The following is a 15524-nucleotide window of genomic DNA, read 5'->3' as shown; positions in this document are numbered from 1 at the left end:
CGCCGGTCGGTCAGACCACCGCGCGGGCCTGGTCGGCCCTGCGGTGGGCCCAACCGGCCAGTCGCCGCCACCTGTCGGCGGCGACCAGGCGGCGGGCCAACCGTTGCCGTTGGGCGAATACCTCGGCGTCATGCATTCGGGATCTGGCCAGGTTTTCTTCGAGCAACATGGGGTTACCTCGCGGGTCGAGTTCGGTGCTGGTCACTGCTTCGTCGGTGGTGGTGCGGTACGTGGTCACGCGGCGGCCTCCTGGTCGGTAGCCCCCCGGACAACGGTCGCGGCGGGCGCCGCGGGAACAGCAGCGGCGGGTGCCGCGGGCACAACAGCGGCGGGCGCCGCGGGAACGACGGGTGCGGCGTCCTTGCGGGGGCGCCCACGGGGGCGCTTCCGCGCGATCACCGCGCCGCGCTCGAAGATCTCGCCACCCCAGACCCCCCAGGGCTCGTGCCGGGCGAGCGCGCCCGCCAGGCACTCGGCGATCACCGGACACGTGGCGCAGAACTTCTTCGCCTGCTCCAGCTCGGCGGGAGCGTCGGCGAACCACAGGTCCGGGTTGTTGGTACGGCAAGGAAGTTCCAAGCCGGCGTCGGGGGCGGTGTCGATCAGGTTGGCGACACCCGCTCCCGCCTGCTCCGGCTCGGTGGACAGCGCCCCGGCTATCGGGACGGTCGCGATCAACATCAGGTGGACTCCTGTCACAGGTCTTGCGATGGGGTTTGTCCTGCTGAAACGGGTCGAACAAACACGAAGGCCGCGGATCCGGTTACGGGTCCGCGGCCTTGGTGAGCCTCAGTTTCCTGACACGTCGGTCAGGGACTTCGCCTCTGCGCGGACGGCGCAACGTTCTGAGTCGGGACAACGGTCGGCACGTACTTGCCACGCGCCTGGATGAACAGCGGTCGGCCTGCGCCCCGCACGAGAGCGTGCTGATCGCGGGCAGACTTCTCCCCAGCGATACGAGCGTTGCCGGACACGGCGTCTGCCCAGGTCATCAGGAGACCGGTTCCCTCGAAGCACATCGAAGTGTTCACCACCGGTCACCTCCTCGGGCAGCTAGTCTCAGCGCAACGCTCTTCAATCCCCAGCGGGCGCACTTCGCGCCCGGCCTCAGCAGGTTATGACCCGGTCCACGACCGATGCAACTGCTTTTTCCAAATACCTGTCGATCGGGTGGAGTTTCAGCGTTTGCCCTGCACAAGGGCGAGGACGTCGGCCCCGTAGCGGTCCAGCTTGGCGGCTCCGATGCCGGCGATGGCGACCAGGCCCGCGACGTCCTCGGGGCGCTGCTCGGCGATGGCGACCAACGTCGCGTCGGTGAACACGACGTACGCGGGCACCTTCAGCTCACGCGCCCGGCCCGCCCGCCACGCCCGGAGCCTGCCCAGCAGCTCCTCGTCCAGGTCCGAGGGGCAGCTCGCGCACCGGCTCAGCTTGATCGACCGCGCGTCGGTGAGCGTCGCGCCGCAGATCCGGCACTGCGGCTTCGGCTTGCGCTGGAGCGGTTCGCGCTTCGCGACGAGGGAAGCCGGGTGGTCCTCGGGGACCAGGCCGTGGAGGAACCGGCTGCGCCGCCGGTACCGGCGGCCACCGGCGGCGCGGGCCAGCGCCCACGACAGCCACAGGTGCTCACGGGCCCGGGTGACGCCGACGTAGAGCAGTCGGCGCTCCTCCTCGATGGCCGCTTCGTCGCCATCGGCGTGCATGATCGGCATGGTGCCCTCGACCAGGCCGATGAGGAACACCGCGTCCCACTCCAGCCCCTTCGCGGCGTGCAGCGAGGCGAGCGTGACGCCCTCGACGGTCGGCGGGTGCTGCGCCTCCGCGCGCACGTCCAGCTCGACCACGAACTTCGCCAGGTCCACGCCGTCCACCTCGGCGGCCAGCTCCTCGGCCAGCTCGACCAGGGCGAGCAACGACTCCCACCGCTCCCGCGCCGCGCCGCCGGGCGGCGGGTCGTCGGTCAGGCCCACCCCGGTGAGCACCTCGCGCACGACCTTCGGCAGCTCGCCGGACGGCTCCTGCGCGGCGGCCGAGCGCAGCGCGACCATCGCCTGCCGGACCTCGGTGCGCTGGAAGAACCTCTCCCCACCACGCACCTGGTACGGGATGCCCAGCTCGGCCAGCGCCTGCTCGTACACCTCGGACTGGGCGTTCACCCGGTACAGCACGGCGATCTCGCTGGCCGCGACGCCCTCGTCCAGCAACGCCCGCACGCGCTGGGCGACGGCGGCGGCCTCGGCGGGCTCGTCGTCGAACTCGGCGAACCGCGGCTCCGGACCGGCCGGCCGCTGCCCGACCAGGCGCAGCCGGGAACCGGAGGGACGACCGCGCGCCCACTTGATGACCTCGTTGGCCAGCGCCACGACCTGGGGCGTCGAGCGGTAGTCCCGTTCCAGCCGCACCACCGTGGCGCCCGGGAACCGGCGCGCGAAGTCCAGCAGCGGGCGCGGCGAGGCGCCGGCGAACGAGTAGATGGTCTGGTTGGCGTCGCCGACCACGGTCAGGTCGTCGCGGGGACCGAGCCAGGCGTCCAGCACGCGTTGCTGGAGCGGCGTCACGTCCTGGTACTCGTCCACCACGAAGCAGCGGTAGCGGTCGCGGAACTCCTCGGCCACCTCGCCGTGCTCCTCCAGCGCGGCGGCGGTGTGCAGGAGGAGGTCGTCGAAGTCGAGCAGCTGCGCCTGGTTCTTGAGCTGCTCGTAGGTCCGGTAGACCTCCACGACCTGTTCCACGGGCGCGGGCGTGTCGCGGTGGGTGCGGGCAGCCGCCGCCGGGTAGTCGTCGGGCGCGACCAACGACGCCTTGGACCACTCGATCTCGCCGGCGAGGTCGCGCAGCGAGTCGGACTCGGTGGACAGCCCGGCCCGGTTCGCGGCCTGCGCGACGAGCCGCAGCTTGTTGCGGTCGATCAGCTCCCAGTGCGGTCCGCCGACGACGCGCGGCCAGAAGTACCGCAGTTGCCGCAACGCCGCCGCGTGGAACGTCCGGGCCTGCGCGCCGGGCACGCCCAGCGCCCGCAACCGGGTCCGCATCTCGCCCGCGGCACGCGCGGTGAACGTGACGGCGAGGACCTGCCCGGCCGACACGTGGCCGCGCGCGACCAGGTGGGCGATCCGGTGGGTGATGGTCCGCGTCTTGCCGGTGCCCGCGCCCGCCAGGACGCAGACCGGGCCGCGCGGGGCGTCCACCGCGGCGCGCTGTTCCGGGTCGAGTCCCTCCAGCAGCCGCTCCATGGGCTGCATCCTCGCATTGCGACCCACCCGGGTTGTGATGGGGCGACCCCCCGCGCCGTATCCTGGTGGGTATGGCTGGTAAGCAGGACAAGGCCGCCGCGAAGGAAGCGGCGAAGGCGCGGCGCGCGGCCGCCAAGGCGCGGCGCGGGCAGATCTTCGAGGCGTTCAAGGTGCAGCGCCGCGAGGACAAGGCGCTCGTGCCGCTCATGCTGTTGTGCCTGGTGGGCGCGGCGGCGGTGGCGTTCCTGCTCGGTCTGATCTGGGACGTGCACTGGGTCCTGCTGCCGCTGGGCATCGCGGTGGGCGCGTTGCTGGCGGTGATCGTGTTCGGTCGCCGGGTGCAGCGCAACGTCTACGCGAAGGCCGAGGGCCAGCCCGGCGCGGCCGGGTGGGCGCTGGACAACCTGCGTGGCAAGTGGCGGCTGACGCAGGCCGTCGCGGGCACCACCAACGGCGACATGGTGCACCGCGTGATCGGCCGGCCCGGCGTGGTGCTGGTGGCCGAAGGCGCGCCGCACCGCGTCAAGTCCCTGCTCGCGCAGGAGAAGAAGCGCGTGGCCCGCGTGGTCGGCGAAACGCCCATCTACGACGTCATCGTCGGCAACGACGAGGGCCAGGTCACGCTCCGCAAGCTCCAGAGCCACCTGATGAAGCTGCCGCGCAACATCTCGACCGCGCAGGTCGACACCCTGGACGGCCGCCTCGCCGCGCTCGCCAGCCGCGGCGCGGCCATGCCCAAGGGCCCGCTGCCCCAGGGCGCGAAGATGCGCAACATCCAGCGCGCCATGCGCCGCCGCTGACCCGTCCCGACCAGTCGACCACTCGAACGCCGCCGGCCCGCGCCGGCGGCGTTCGCGCGTTCAGCGCACGCGGATGACGACGGTGCCGACGGCCTTGTCGTGCAGGCAGCGGCCGTCGGCGTCCCACACCACGGCCGGGATGATCGGGAAGATCAACGCCGTGCGCAGGAGCGCTCGCGGCACGCCGACGGTGCCCGCGCCGTCCAGCCGCGCCACGCGCAGGCCGAACAGGGCGTGCCCGGGCGTGAAGCCGAAGAAGCCCACCGCGATGACCGTGATGGCGTACCAGGCCAGCAGGCTCCAGTTGCGCGGCAGGTCGGGGTAGGTGAACACGCCCGCCACGCCCATGGCGAGCGCGAAGTCCACGATGATCGCGAACGCGCGGCGGCCCGTGGACGCCACCGAGCCCGGTCCGGACTTCGGCAGGCCGAGGCGTTCGCCCTTCCAGCGCTGCCCGGTGCCGTCACCCGAGTCGGCACCCGGCTCCAGTGCCGAGCGGGGTCCTGACAGCCACGATCCGGTCCACTTGCTCACCCCTCCAGAGTAAGGCCGTACTCAGCCGGTGAGGGGTCGGAGGTCCGGTTGCCCGCCTTGAGGGGTGCGTTAACACTGGCGAAACATCCGGGTGACTGCCGGGCAACACCGCCGACATAGCGTCACCGACGACGGCAGGACGCACCGAACCGGCGGCGTCAACCGCGCCCCACCGCAGCGAAGGAGTCGACGAGGGTGTTCAAGAATCCCGACGAGGTCCTGAAGTTCATCTCCGACGAGGGCGTGAAGTTCATCGACGTCCGGTTCAGCGACCTGCCCGGTGTGATGCAGCACTTCACGATCCCGGCCGAGGCGTTCGACGCCGAGGCGATCGAGGAGGGCCTGGCGTTCGACGGCTCGTCGGTGCGCGGCTTCCAGTCGATCCACGAGTCGGACATGCTGCTGCTCCCCGACCTGTACACGGCGCGCCTCGACCTGTTCCGCATCGAGAAGACGCTGATCGTCAACTTCTTCGTGCACGACCCGTTCACCCGCGAGGCGTACAGCCGCGACCCGCGCAACATCGCGCGCAAGGCCGAGCAGTACATCACCGAGTCGGGCATCGCGGACACCGCCTACTTCGGCGCCGAGGCGGAGTTCTACATCTTCGACTCGATCCGCTTCGACACCACCCCGAACGCCTCGTTCCACGAGATCGACTCGGTCTCCGGCTGGTGGAACACCGGCCGCGAGGAGGACGGCGGCAACCGGGGTTACAAGGTCAAGTACAAGGGCGGCTACTTCCCGGTCACGCCGACCGACCACTACGCCGACCTGCGCGACAAGATGTCGCTGAACCTCGCGGCGAACGGCTTCACCGTCGAGCGCGCGCACCACGAGGTGGGCACCGGCGGTCAGGCCGAGATCAACTACCGGTTCAACACCCTGCTGCACGCCGCCGACGACCTGATGCTGTTCAAGTACATCATCAAGAACACGGCGTGGCAGGCGGGCAAGACCGTCACGTTCATGCCCAAGCCCCTCTACGGCGACAACGGCTCGGGTATGCATGCCCACCAGTCGCTGTGGAAGGACGGCGCGCCGCTGTTCCACGACGAGTCCGGCTACGCGGGCCTGTCCGACATGGCGCGGCACTACATCGGCGGCATCCTGCACCACGCGCCGTCGCTGCTGGCGTTCACCAACCCGACGGTCAACTCCTACCACCGCCTGGTGCCGGGCTACGAGGCCCCGGTCTCCCTGGTCTACTCCCAGCGCAACCGCTCGGCGTGCGTGCGCATCCCGATCACCGGCGACAACCCGAAGGCCAAGCGCATCGAGTTCCGCTGCCCCGACTCGTCCGGCAACCCGTACCTGGCCTTCTCGGCGATGGTGATGGCCGGCCTGGACGGCGTGAAGAACAAGATCGAGCCCCCGGCGCCGATCGACAAGGACCTCTACGAGCTGCCGCCCGAGGAGGCCCTGAACGTGAAGCAGGTGCCCGCCACCCTGGACGCCGTCCTGGACAACCTGGAGGCGGACCACGAGTTCCTGCTGGAAGGCGGCGTCTTCACCCCGGACGTCATCGAGACCTGGATCGCGTACAAGCGGGAACAGGAGATCAACCCCCTCCGCCTCCGCCCGAACCCGTACGAGTTCGCCCTGTACTACGACGTGTGATGCGGCGCGCAGACCTGCGGCGCATGATCCGGTGAACCCGTCGAAGACCCGGTGTCCCCCGTGGACGCCGGGTCTTCGGCTTGTCCGGACCCGTGCCTGCGGGGTGGGACTAGAGCGTCCGTGGTTCGCGAGCGGTACTGGAGGCGGAGGTAGGTGATCTGGCTGGAGGGGATCACCACGCGGGACCAGCGGTCGCCGATGGTGCGGGGCGGGCCGTCCGGGGGGACGTGGGTGAGGGCGGCTCCCTCCAGGGCTATTTCACGTTCGTCCGGCGCCCCGGAGGCCGTGTGCGAGCGCAGGTAGCCGTAGAACGACGAACCGTCCGTCAGCCGCACGTGCACCCACGGCACGCTGTCGTCCGGCCGGTCCGTGCGGAACGCCTCGTGCCACGCCGTCTGCTGCCGAACGACGACGACCTCCCGACCACGTCGCCCCAACACGTGGTCGAGCAGCACGGCCAACGCGCAGGCCGTCACCGGTAGAGCCGCCGCCACGGCGACGGCCTGCCAGAACACCGTCTTCGGGTACGCGGGATCGGTCACGAGCCGCGGCACGTCGAGCACCCTCACGCCGCACAACGCCAGCACGCCCAACACACCCAGCACGAGCAGGCACGCCGCCGCGGTGAACACGAGACTGCCCAGCGCGACCCGCGCCGACTCCCGGAACGCTGATTCCTTGAGGCCCGCGCGCTTGCGCTCCCGCAGCAGCTCGAACACGATCCCCGGCGCGACCAGCGCCAGGAACGACCCCAGGGCGCCCAGCGTCTGCGGCACCATCAGTCGATGTCGCCGCCCTTGCGCGGCGGTTCCACGACCTCCGAGTCGAGGAAGCGGGTCGGGCCCGGTCGGTCGGCCACGAACGGGCCGCCGTCCTCGGCCGGGACGCCGGGGACCTCGCCGTCGTAGAAGGGACCGCCGGGTCCTCGACCACGGGGAAGAGGACCGCCGGGCGCGAAACCGGTGTTGGTCACGGGTTGTTCGTGCTTGTCGCCTGCCATTGGCCGGCCTCCCGCGTACTGGACTGCCCCCACCACTGGAGTCGCCGGCCGCGCACCCGGCGTTAGCACCCCGGGCACCGCCACGATCGTGGTGTCCGGTTAGGGTCGCGCCGTGTCTGATGACGTCGCTACCACCGCGCAGGTGCTGTCCACCAACATCTTCGACTCCGCCTCCGAGGCGATCGAGGCGATCGCCGCCGCCGACGTGCTCGGCCTGGGCGTCAAGGTCGCCAACCGGCTGGTGCCGGACGAGGAGTCCGACGAAACGCTGGTCGAGGAGTGGGTGGTCGAGATCTTCACCTCGGTCCCCACCGCCGACGACGAGGAGTGACCACCCGGGGTGGGGCCTCCCGGCACGGGAGGCCCCACCGGGCTCACACCGTGAGCACGATCTTGCCGCGCACGTGCCTGCCCTCCAGCAGCCGGTGCGCCTCCGCCGCCTCGGCCAGCGGGAACGTCTGCTGCACGACGACCTTCACCGCGCCCGACGCGGCGTACTCGGCCAGCCGCTCCAGGTCGGCCCGCACGGGTTTCGCGTACGCGTAACGCCCACCCAGCTCCAACACGTTCGTGTCCACGATGGACACGATCCGCGCCGGGTCGCGCACCAGCGCCGGCGAATCGCTCAACGCCGTGCCGCCGACGCAGTCGAACGCCACGTCCACGCGACCGTCCCCGCCGACGATCTCCGCCACGTTGTCCACCAGCGCGTCCCCGTACGCCACGGGCTCGGCGCCCAGCGAGCGCAGGAACTCGTGGTTGCGCGGCGACGCCGTCCCGATCACCCGCTCGGCCCCGAGGGCACGCGCGATCTGCACCGCCAGGTGCCCGACGCCGCCCGCGGCGGCGTGCACCAGCACGGTGTCGCCGTCCGACACGCCGACCAGCCGCAACGACTGGAGCGCCGTCAACCCGGCCAGCGCGAGCCCGCCCGCCTCCACGAACGACAGGTTCGCCGGTTTGTGCGCCAACCCGCGCTCCGTGGCGGCGATCAACTCGGCGTACGTGCCGTGCTGCACGTGGTCCTTGCGCTGGTAGCCGAACACCTCGTCACCCGGGCGGAAACCCTCCACGGCGGGACCGACCGCACGCACCACGCCCGCCACGTCCCAGCCGGGTACGAGCGGGAAGTGGTGCGGCACGAAATCCTTCAGCACGCCCTGCCGGACCAGCCGGTCCACCGGGTTGACCCCCGCGGCCCGCACCTCGACCAGGACCTGGTCGGAGCTGATCGCCGGATCCGGCAGCTCGCGGAGCCGGAGCACGTCCGCGTCGCCGAACTCGTCCTGTGCGATTGCCTTCACGCCCCCAGTGTTCACGAACCGTAGAAGACGCGCTCGACCACGGCCCGCGCCCGGCGCGTGGTGCGCAGGTAGGCGTCCAGGAACTCACCGGGGTCCCGCGAGTACCCCATGACACCGGCCACGGCGGTCAGGTCGCGCCCGGTCGTGGGCAGCTGGTCGCCGGGCTTCCCGCGCACCAGGACGATCGCGTTGCGCGCACGCGTGGCCGTGGTCCACGCGTCCAACAGCGCCGCCGCGTCCTCCTCCGCCACCAGCCCGGCCTCCTCGGCGGCCCGCAGCGCGCCGCCGGTCGACTGCGTCCGCAGCCCCGGCACCTCGTGGGCGTGCCGCAGCTGCACGAGCTGCACGGCCCACTCGACGTCGGCGAGCCCGCCGCGCCCCAGCTTGGTGTGCGTGCCGGGGTCCGCGCCGCGGGGCAGCCGCTCGGCCTCGACCCGCGCCTTGATGCGCCGGATCTCCCGGACGGCACCGGCGTCCAACCCCGCCGCCGGGTACCGCACCGGCTCGACCAGCTCCGCGAACCGCGCGCCGAGCGCCGCGTCACCGGCGATGAACCTCGCCCGCAGCAGCGCCTGCGCCTCCCACAGCTCCGACCACTGCGCGTAGTACGCCCGGTACGACTCGAACGTGCGCACCAGCGGACCCCGCCTGCCCTCCGGCCGCAGGTCGGCGTCGACCTGGAGCGCCGGGTCCCGGCTGGGCGCGCTGAGCAGCCGCCGCAGCTTCTCCACGACGGCGCTCGCGTACTTGACGGCGTCCGCGTCGGCCACGCCCGGCACGGCCTCGCACACGAACATCACGTCGGCGTCCGACCCGTACCCGAGTTCACGCCCGCCGAGCCGGCCCATGCCGATGACGGCGATGGCCGCGAGCGGTTCACCCGCCGCCCGCACCACCGCGTCCAGCGCGGCCTGGAGGACCGCCACCCACACCTCGGACAACGACACGCACACCGTCTCCAGCGACGCCAGCCCCAGCAGGTCCGCCGACGCCACCCGCAGCAGCTCCTGGCGGCGCAGCGACCGGGCGGCGGTCACCGCGCGTTCCAGGTCGCTGTACCTGGACACGGTGCTGCGCAGCGGGTTCCCGATGGTCATCGGGTCGCCGACCAGGGCGTCGGTGTCGGCCAGCAGCCGCAACACCTCGGGCGCGCGCACCAGCAGGTCCGGCACCAGCCGCGACGTGCCGAGCAACGTCGCCAGCCGGTCCACGACGGCGCCCTCGTCCCGCAGCAGCCGCAGGTACCAGGGCGTCTCGGCGAGCGCCTCGGACACCCGCCGGTACGCGAGCAGCCCGCCGTCCGGGTCGGGGGTGCCCGCGAGCAGGTCGAGCAGCACGGGCAGCAACGCGGTCTGGATGCGGGCCCGCCGCGACACGCCGCGGGTCAGGGCCTCGATGTGCTTGAGCGCGCCGTCCGGCGCGGCGTAGCCGAGGGCGGCGAGCCGGTTCGCGGCCTCGGTGGTGGTCAGCCGCAACGCCTCGGTCGGCACGTTCGCCACGGCCTGGAGCAGCGGCCGGTAGAACAGCTTCTCGTGCAGCCGCCGCACCTGGTTGGCGCGCTTGCGGAACTCCGCGAGCAGCACCTGCGCCGCGGACAGCCCGCCCTCGGCGTGCAGCCCGGCGGCCCGCGCCAGCCGCCGCAGCCCGGCCAGGTCGTCGTCCGCCGGGAACAGGTGGGTGCGCAGCAGCTTCTGCAACTGGAGCCGGTGCTCCAGGGTGCGCAGGAACCGGTAGGCGCGCCCGAAGTCGGCGGCGTCCGTGCGGCCGATGTACCCGCCGCGCCCGAGCGCCGCCAACGCCGCTGTGGTGCCGGCGATGCGCAGCTCCTCGTCACCACGGCCGTGCACGAGTTGCAGCAGCTGCACGGCGAACTCGACGTCCCGCAGCCCGCCGCGACCGAGCTTCAGCTCCCGGTCGGCCAACCCGACCGGCACGTTGTCCTCGACCCGGCGGCGCATCGCCTGCACGTCGGGCACGAAGTCCGCCCGCTCGGCCGCCGTCCACACCAGGGGGCGCACCACCTCCAGGTACCGCTGCCCGAGCGCGGCGTCACCGGCCACCGGCCGCGCCTTCAGCAACGCCTGGAACTCCCACGTCCGCGCCCACCGCCGGTAGTACGACGCGTGCCCGTCGAGGGTCCGCACCAACGCGCCCGCCTTGCCCTCGGGCCGCAACGCCGCGTCCACCTCGAAGCACGCCTGCCCGGCGACGCGCATCAACGCGCCGGCCAGCCGGGTCGCCACCGCCACGTCGCCCTCGCCGACGAACACCACGTCCACGTCGCTGACGTAGTTCAGCTCCCGCGCGCCGCACTTGCCCATCGCGATCACCGCCAACGAGCACTCGGCGGACCGCGTCACCTCCCGCGAGGCCACGTCCAACGCCGCGCGCAGCGCCGCGACCGCCAGGTCCGACAGCAGACCGGCCACGTCGTCGTACGGCACCTCGGGCAAGCCCGGCTCGACCACGTGCGCCAGGTCCTCGGCCGCGACCCGGCACAGCAGCGCCCGGTACTCCACGCGCAGCGCGCGCTCCGCCTCCGCACCGGTCAGCCCCTCGACGGCGGCCACCAGCGCGGGTGCGAACACCTCCGACGACACCGGGTCCGCCTCGGCCAGCGCACGCCACCGGTCGGGGTGGGCGACCAGGAAGTCCGACAACGCCGTGGACGACCCGAGCACGGCCAGCAGCCGACCACGCAGCACCTCGTCCACGCGCAACGCCGCGTCCAGCTCGGGCCAGTCGGCACCGGACGCCTCCCGCAGCCGGTCGACACCCAGCAACGCCAGGTCCGGGTCGGGGCTGCGGGACAACGCCCACAGGATCGGCTCGTTGCCACCGGTGACCCGGTCCGCCCACCACCCGGCGGCACGCAGCAGCTCGACGCTGCGCTCCTCGGTCAGGCCGAACCGGGCGGGGGACGTCGGTGTGCGGGCTGGATCCGTCATCGCCGCACACCGTAGTCCGGCACGACCGGTCTCAGCTCGCCACGATCAAGTAGATGCCGAACACCACCACGGCCAGGCACGCCGCCATGCACGCGCCGGCGACCGCCGTGGGCACGGTTGTCGAGCCGCCGCTCTCCCGTGCGTCCTCACGGGCGGACAACGCCCGGATGCCCGCACCGAACAACACGACCAACCCCAGCACCGCCGCCAGGCTCACCCCGAACACGGTGCCCAGCGCCGCCCAGTCCACCTTCATGCCGCCACCTGGTGCGGCTCGGCCTGCGCCGCGATCTCGTCCACCACGTGCTCCGGCCGCACCGGTTCCCGCCGCGACAGCAGCCAGATGCCCAGCGCCACCACGACCGCCGCTGACGCCACGGCCACCACACCGCCCGTGCCCAGCGACGCCACCTTGCCCGCGAACGCGCCGACGATGGCGGCGGCCGGCAGCGTCAGCACCCACGCCGCCGCCATCCGCCCGGCCACGCCCCACCGCACGCCGTCCCGCTGCCGCCCCAGGCCGGAGCCCATGATGCCGCCGGACGCGACGTGCGTCGTGGACAACGCGAACCCGAGGTGCGAGGACGCCATGATCACCGTCGCCGCGCTGGTCTGCGCCGCGAAACCCTGCGGGGCCTCGATGGTGGTCAGCCCTTTGCCGAGGGTGTGGGTGATGCGCCAGCCGCCCAGGTAGGTGCCGAGCGCGATGGCGATCGCCGCGCTCAGGATCACCCACATCGGCGGCGCGGCACCGGGTGCGAGCGTCCCGGCGGTGATCAGGGTGAGGGTGATGATGCCCATCGTCTTCTGCGCGTCGTTCGTGCCGTGCGCGAGGGACATCAACGCGGCCGACGCGATCTGCCCCGCTTTGAAACCCCGGTCCGACACCGACGGGCGGGCCCGGCGGGTGAGCCGGTAGGTGAGGAACGTGGCCAGCAACGCCACGATGCCGGCGACCAGCGGCGCGGCCACCGACGGCACCACCACCTTGTCCACGACCTTCGCGAAGTGCACGGCGTCCGCGCCGGAGGCGATCCAGGTCGCCCCGATGAGCCCGCCGAACAGGGCGTGCGAAGAACTCGACGGCAGGCCCACGTACCAGGTGACCAGGTTCCACATGATCGCGCCGACCAGACCGCCGAACACCACCGCGGGCGTGATCCGGGCGTCGTCCACGATGCCGCCGGAGATGGTCTTCGCCACCTCGACCGAGAGCAGCGCGCCGACGAGGTTCAGCACCGCCGAGAACGCGACCGCCGTGCGCGGCTTCAGCGCTCCCGTCGCGATGGACGTCGCCATCGAGTTGGCGGTGTCGTGGAAGCCGTTCGTGAAGTCGAATGCCAACGCCGTGCAGACCACGATGATGACGAGGAGCGAGGCATCCACGCTGATTCCTCCGGCTGAACCGACACAGTCGTGGATGAACGCTACCGGTACATCCGATGAACACTCGCATCATCGGTTGTTCGTCACACCAGGGGCAAGTCCCGCCGGCCACTCCGCACACCGGCCGCGAGCCGGGCGAACCGCTCGGCGAACGGCTGCCACACCTCGCGAAGGTCCTCGTGCGCCGCGTCGAGCCGGTCCGCGTCCAGCAGGCCGGGTCGGGTGGCGGCCAGGTCCGGTGCGTCCCGCGCCCAGCGCCGCACCATCTCCGGCGTGGTCTCGATGTGGAACTGCACGCCGTAGGCGTTCTCGCCGACCCGGAACGCCTGGTTCGGGTACTTCGGCGACGACGCCAGCAGTTCCGCGGTGGGTGGCAGCAGCGCGACCTCGTCGCGGTGGAACTGGAGCACGTCGGGCGTCCACGGCAGGTCCGCGAACAACGGGTCGCGACCCGCCACGTCCCGCTTCGCGACCAGCAGCACGCCCACTTCGGGACCCTGCGCGCCGCGGCGCACCTGACCGCCGGTCGCGGCGGCCAGCAGTTGCGCGCCCAGGCACACGGCGAGCGTCGGCACGCGCTTCGCGACGGCGTGCGACAGGAGCTTGCGGACATCGGCCAACCACGGGTGGTCGACGTCGTCCAACGCACCCATCGCGCCGCCCATGACCACGACGCCGGCGTAGCCGTCCAGGGTGGGTGGCAGCGGCTCGGCGAACGGCCGGACCACGTCGAGCACCGCGCCCGCGCCGGTCAGCCAGTCGCCGAGCCGGCCGACCGGGTCGTTGTCGTCGGGTTGCAGCACCAGCAAGCGCGTCACCCAACCGAGGGTAGATCAGCAGACGCACCCTTTCCCCTGCGGGTCAGCGGACCGCTCCACCGGGTAACCGGCGGCCTCCCACGCACGCATCCCACCGGCCAACCGCTTCACCCGGAACCCGAGCCGTGACAGCCGCAGCGCACCCTTCGTGGCGGCGTTGCACTCGAAGCTCTCGCAGTACACGACGTACACCAGGTCGCGGTCCCAGTCCGCGGTGGTCGTCTCGTCGATCGCCCAGTGCGGCAGGTTCAGCGCGCCGGGGATGCGAGCCCGCGCGAACGCCTCCGCGCCACGTGCCTCCACCAGCCGGAAACCGGTCGTCTCACCCGCACGCAGGTCACGCACGACGTCGTCCGGGTCAGCGGTGCAGGCCAGGTCGGCCGCGAAGAACTCCGCGGCGAGGGCGGGGTCGGCGGCTGGGAAGCGCAGCGTGTTCGTCATGGTGGAAATCCTGCTTGCGCCGCCCCGGGCAGGACATGGGAAGACGAAGGCGTTCCGGGCGTTCTGCCTACGATTCCACGGTGGAACTGGACGACGTGGACTGGCAGTTGCTCGACCTGCTCCAGCGCGACGGGCGGATGACCTTCGCCGAGCTGGCGAAGCGCGTGTCGTTGTCCGCACCCGCCACGACCGAGCGCGTGCGCCGCCTGGAGCAGGCCGGGGTGATCACCGGGTACGCGGCCGTCGTCGCACCGCACCGGCTCGGGTTGCCGATCGAGGCGATCGTCCGGGTGCGGGTGCGCAGCCTCGACACGCCGCGGTTCCGGGAGCGGGTCGTCACCGCGCCGCAGGTGCTCGACGCCGACCACGTGACCGGTGACGACTGCTGGCTGCTGCGCGTGGTGTGCCGGACGATGGCCGGTCTGGAGGAGTTCGTGGAGCTGGCCCAGCGGTACGGCGACACCACCACGTCACTGGTGTTCTCCTCGGCTGCCCGGAACCGACCGGTGACGCGCGAGCTGTTCGGCAACCCGTAGGGGTCAGGCCGGTGGGATGAACCGGTACTCGGCCGCGTCGTACACCGGCCGGAAGCCGATCGACTGGTAGATCGCGTTCGCCGTCGGGTTCGCCAGGTCGGTGAACAACACGACGTGCTCCGCGCCCTGGTCCAGGCCCCACGCCGCGGCCTGCGCCGTGACCGCCGCCGCGTAACCCCGACGCCGGTGCCGAGGCGGCGTGTAGACGGGGCCGATGCGTGACATGCCGGACGCCGGTGCGCCGGTACCGGCCCACGACACGGGCTCGCCGTCGTCCAGCCACAGCGTGTGGCCCGCACCCACGGCCATCGTGCCGCGGACGAACGTGGTGGCTTCCGCTTCGTCCGGCTCGTCCACCGTCGACTCGTCCGTGAACTCCATGTACCAGCGCACGAGGAGGTCCACGTCGTCCTCGGTCGCCAGGCGGTGCGTGCCCCGGACCCCGGTCGGCGGTGTCAGCTCGGCCAGGCGGTACAGGCGCAGGGCCATGACCTCCCGCACACCGTGGCCCGTCCGAGCGGCCCAGGCCATGACGAACGCCTCGGCGGACTCACGCGGGCCGTGCACGCGGGTCAGCTCGTGCCCGGCGAACCCCAGGGCGACCGCGTCAGCCCACCGCGCGGGCACACCGCTCAGGGCCACCGGTCCCGGCGGCGCCCAGATCGCCGCCGCGACCAGTTCGCCACCATCGGAGACCGTCACGGAAACCGGCGGTGCCTCGTGTGGTTCCCGACGCTTGAGCCGCCGCTTCACCGCGGCGATGGGGACCGTGTGGAACACCGGGTCCGCGTTGTAGAAGTCACTGGTCAGGGCCCAGAAGCCGGCCAGGTCGTCGTGCTTCACCACATCCACCACGAGCGGAACCTAACGCAAAAAAGCCTTGAGGGGCACCCATTATCGGGTG

General features: G+C 72.1%; 17 protein-coding genes. 4 read left to right on the top strand and 13 right to left on the bottom strand.

Features of this window, described 5'->3' with window-relative positions:
* Nucleotides 1–10: 10 nt before the first annotated feature.
* From KZQ38_RS25600 to KZQ38_RS25590, 3 genes are all read right to left on the bottom strand, one after another.
* Nucleotides 11–238, bottom strand: coding sequence for a hypothetical protein (locus KZQ38_RS25600; RefSeq protein ID WP_219445248.1), 228 nt, complete (start codon nt 236–238; stop codon nt 11–13).
* Nucleotides 235–681 (bottom strand): WhiB family transcriptional regulator, encoded by a 447-nt coding sequence (locus tag KZQ38_RS25595; RefSeq protein WP_219445246.1) that lies wholly within the window; start codon nt 679–681, stop codon nt 235–237. Before KZQ38_RS25595 ends, KZQ38_RS25600 begins: the two co-directional genes overlap by 4 nt.
* Before the next feature lie 497 nt (nt 682–1178).
* A complete protein-coding gene (locus tag KZQ38_RS25590; protein ID WP_372452285.1) occupies nt 1179–3242 on the bottom strand; it encodes an ATP-dependent DNA helicase UvrD2 in 2064 nt (687 codons plus the stop codon).
* Between the two features lie 62 nt (nt 3243–3304).
* Between KZQ38_RS25590 and KZQ38_RS25585 the strand changes: the two genes are divergently transcribed.
* On the top strand, nt 3305–4033 hold the full coding sequence (locus tag KZQ38_RS25585; RefSeq protein WP_219445242.1) for a DUF4191 domain-containing protein: 729 nt from the start codon (nt 3305–3307) through the stop codon (nt 4031–4033).
* Nucleotides 4034–4093: 60 nt separating this feature from the next.
* Here KZQ38_RS25585 and KZQ38_RS25580 read toward each other — a convergent pair whose 3' ends face one another.
* Nucleotides 4094–4567: an RDD family protein gene (locus KZQ38_RS25580; RefSeq protein ID WP_219445240.1), complete on the bottom strand. Its 474-nt coding sequence runs from the start codon at nt 4565–4567 to the stop codon at nt 4094–4096.
* 195 nt (nt 4568–4762) lie between these two features.
* On the opposite strand from KZQ38_RS25580, the gene glnA reads away from it, so the two are divergent.
* On the top strand, nt 4763–6187 hold the full coding sequence (glnA, locus tag KZQ38_RS25575) for a type I glutamate--ammonia ligase (protein WP_219445239.1): 1425 nt from the start codon (nt 4763–4765) through the stop codon (nt 6185–6187).
* On the opposite strand, the gene KZQ38_RS25570 is transcribed toward glnA, so the two are convergent.
* Together KZQ38_RS25570 and KZQ38_RS25565 are read right to left on the bottom strand one after the other, a co-directional pair.
* Complete coding sequence (locus KZQ38_RS25570; protein ID WP_219445237.1) at nt 6175–6966, bottom strand: DUF6338 family protein; 792 nt, start codon at nt 6964–6966, stop codon at nt 6175–6177. The two genes, glnA and KZQ38_RS25570, sit on opposite strands and share 13 nt — an antisense overlap.
* The gene (locus KZQ38_RS25565) at nt 6966–7187 is read right to left on the bottom strand and encodes a hypothetical protein (RefSeq protein WP_219445235.1); all 222 of its coding nucleotides are present in this window, start codon (nt 7185–7187) and stop codon (nt 6966–6968) included. The genes KZQ38_RS25570 and KZQ38_RS25565 overlap by 1 nt, the downstream gene beginning before the upstream one ends.
* 112 nt (nt 7188–7299) lie before the next feature.
* Between KZQ38_RS25565 and KZQ38_RS25560 the strand changes: the two genes are divergently transcribed.
* On the top strand, nt 7300–7518 hold the full coding sequence (locus KZQ38_RS25560) for a hypothetical protein (protein ID WP_219445234.1): 219 nt from the start codon (nt 7300–7302) through the stop codon (nt 7516–7518).
* Between the two features lie 43 nt (nt 7519–7561).
* Here the strand turns inward: KZQ38_RS25560 and KZQ38_RS25555 are convergent, their stop codons facing one another.
* From KZQ38_RS25555 to KZQ38_RS25530, 6 genes are all read right to left on the bottom strand, one after another.
* Nucleotides 7562–8491 (bottom strand): NADP-dependent oxidoreductase, encoded by a 930-nt coding sequence (locus KZQ38_RS25555; protein WP_219445232.1) that lies wholly within the window; start codon nt 8489–8491, stop codon nt 7562–7564.
* Between the two features lie 11 nt (nt 8492–8502).
* Entirely contained in the window at nt 8503–11439 is a 2937-nt protein-coding gene (locus KZQ38_RS25550) for a bifunctional [glutamine synthetase] adenylyltransferase/[glutamine synthetase]-adenylyl-L-tyrosine phosphorylase (RefSeq protein WP_219445231.1), read from the bottom strand.
* Between the two features lie 31 nt (nt 11440–11470).
* The gene (locus tag KZQ38_RS25545; RefSeq protein ID WP_219445229.1) at nt 11471–11695 is read right to left on the bottom strand and encodes a hypothetical protein; all 225 of its coding nucleotides are present in this window, start codon (nt 11693–11695) and stop codon (nt 11471–11473) included.
* Nucleotides 11692–12825 (bottom strand): inorganic phosphate transporter, encoded by a 1134-nt coding sequence (locus KZQ38_RS25540; protein WP_219445227.1) that lies wholly within the window; start codon nt 12823–12825, stop codon nt 11692–11694. Before KZQ38_RS25540 ends, KZQ38_RS25545 begins: the two co-directional genes overlap by 4 nt.
* A gap of 83 nt (nt 12826–12908) precedes the next feature.
* The gene (locus tag KZQ38_RS25535) at nt 12909–13643 is read right to left on the bottom strand and encodes a type 1 glutamine amidotransferase (RefSeq protein WP_219445225.1); all 735 of its coding nucleotides are present in this window, start codon (nt 13641–13643) and stop codon (nt 12909–12911) included.
* Nucleotides 13644–13658: 15 nt separating this feature from the next.
* Entirely contained in the window at nt 13659–14084 is a 426-nt protein-coding gene (locus KZQ38_RS25530) for a rhodanese-like domain-containing protein (protein WP_219445222.1), read from the bottom strand.
* A gap of 80 nt (nt 14085–14164) precedes the next feature.
* Between KZQ38_RS25530 and KZQ38_RS25525 the strand changes: the two genes are divergently transcribed.
* Nucleotides 14165–14620: an Lrp/AsnC family transcriptional regulator gene (locus KZQ38_RS25525; RefSeq protein WP_219445220.1), complete on the top strand. Its 456-nt coding sequence runs from the start codon at nt 14165–14167 to the stop codon at nt 14618–14620.
* A gap of 3 nt (nt 14621–14623) precedes the next feature.
* Here the strand turns inward: KZQ38_RS25525 and KZQ38_RS37235 are convergent, their stop codons facing one another.
* Complete coding sequence (locus KZQ38_RS37235) at nt 14624–15475, bottom strand: GNAT family N-acetyltransferase (protein ID WP_219445218.1); 852 nt, start codon at nt 15473–15475, stop codon at nt 14624–14626.
* Between the last annotated feature and the right edge of the window lie 49 nt (nt 15476–15524).

The organism is Saccharothrix obliqua (genome assembly GCF_019375475.1).
GTDB classification, from domain to species: domain Bacteria; phylum Actinomycetota; class Actinomycetes; order Mycobacteriales; family Pseudonocardiaceae; genus Actinosynnema; species Actinosynnema obliqua.
The sequence above is the reverse complement of the archived record's forward strand: the minus strand, read 5'-3'. Positions and strand labels throughout refer to the sequence as shown.

Coding starts and splice junctions, on each gene's coding strand:
- KZQ38_RS25595 (WP_219445246.1), bottom strand. CDS start 681: ATGTTGATCGCGACCGTCCCGATAGCCGGGGCGCTGTCCACCGAGCCG.
- KZQ38_RS25590 (WP_372452285.1), bottom strand. CDS start 3,242: ATGCAGCCCATGGAGCGGCTGCTGGAGGGACTCGACCCGGAACAGCGC.
- KZQ38_RS25585 (WP_219445242.1), top strand. CDS start 3,305: ATGGCTGGTAAGCAGGACAAGGCCGCCGCGAAGGAAGCGGCGAAGGCG.
- KZQ38_RS25570 (WP_219445237.1), bottom strand. CDS start 6,966: ATGGTGCCGCAGACGCTGGGCGCCCTGGGGTCGTTCCTGGCGCTGGTC.
- KZQ38_RS25565 (WP_219445235.1), bottom strand. CDS start 7,187: ATGGCAGGCGACAAGCACGAACAACCCGTGACCAACACCGGTTTCGCG.
- KZQ38_RS25550 (WP_219445231.1), bottom strand. CDS start 11,439: ATGACGGATCCAGCCCGCACACCGACGTCCCCCGCCCGGTTCGGCCTG.
- KZQ38_RS25545 (WP_219445229.1), bottom strand. CDS start 11,695: ATGAAGGTGGACTGGGCGGCGCTGGGCACCGTGTTCGGGGTGAGCCTG.
- KZQ38_RS25530 (WP_219445222.1), bottom strand. CDS start 14,084: ATGACGAACACGCTGCGCTTCCCAGCCGCCGACCCCGCCCTCGCCGCG.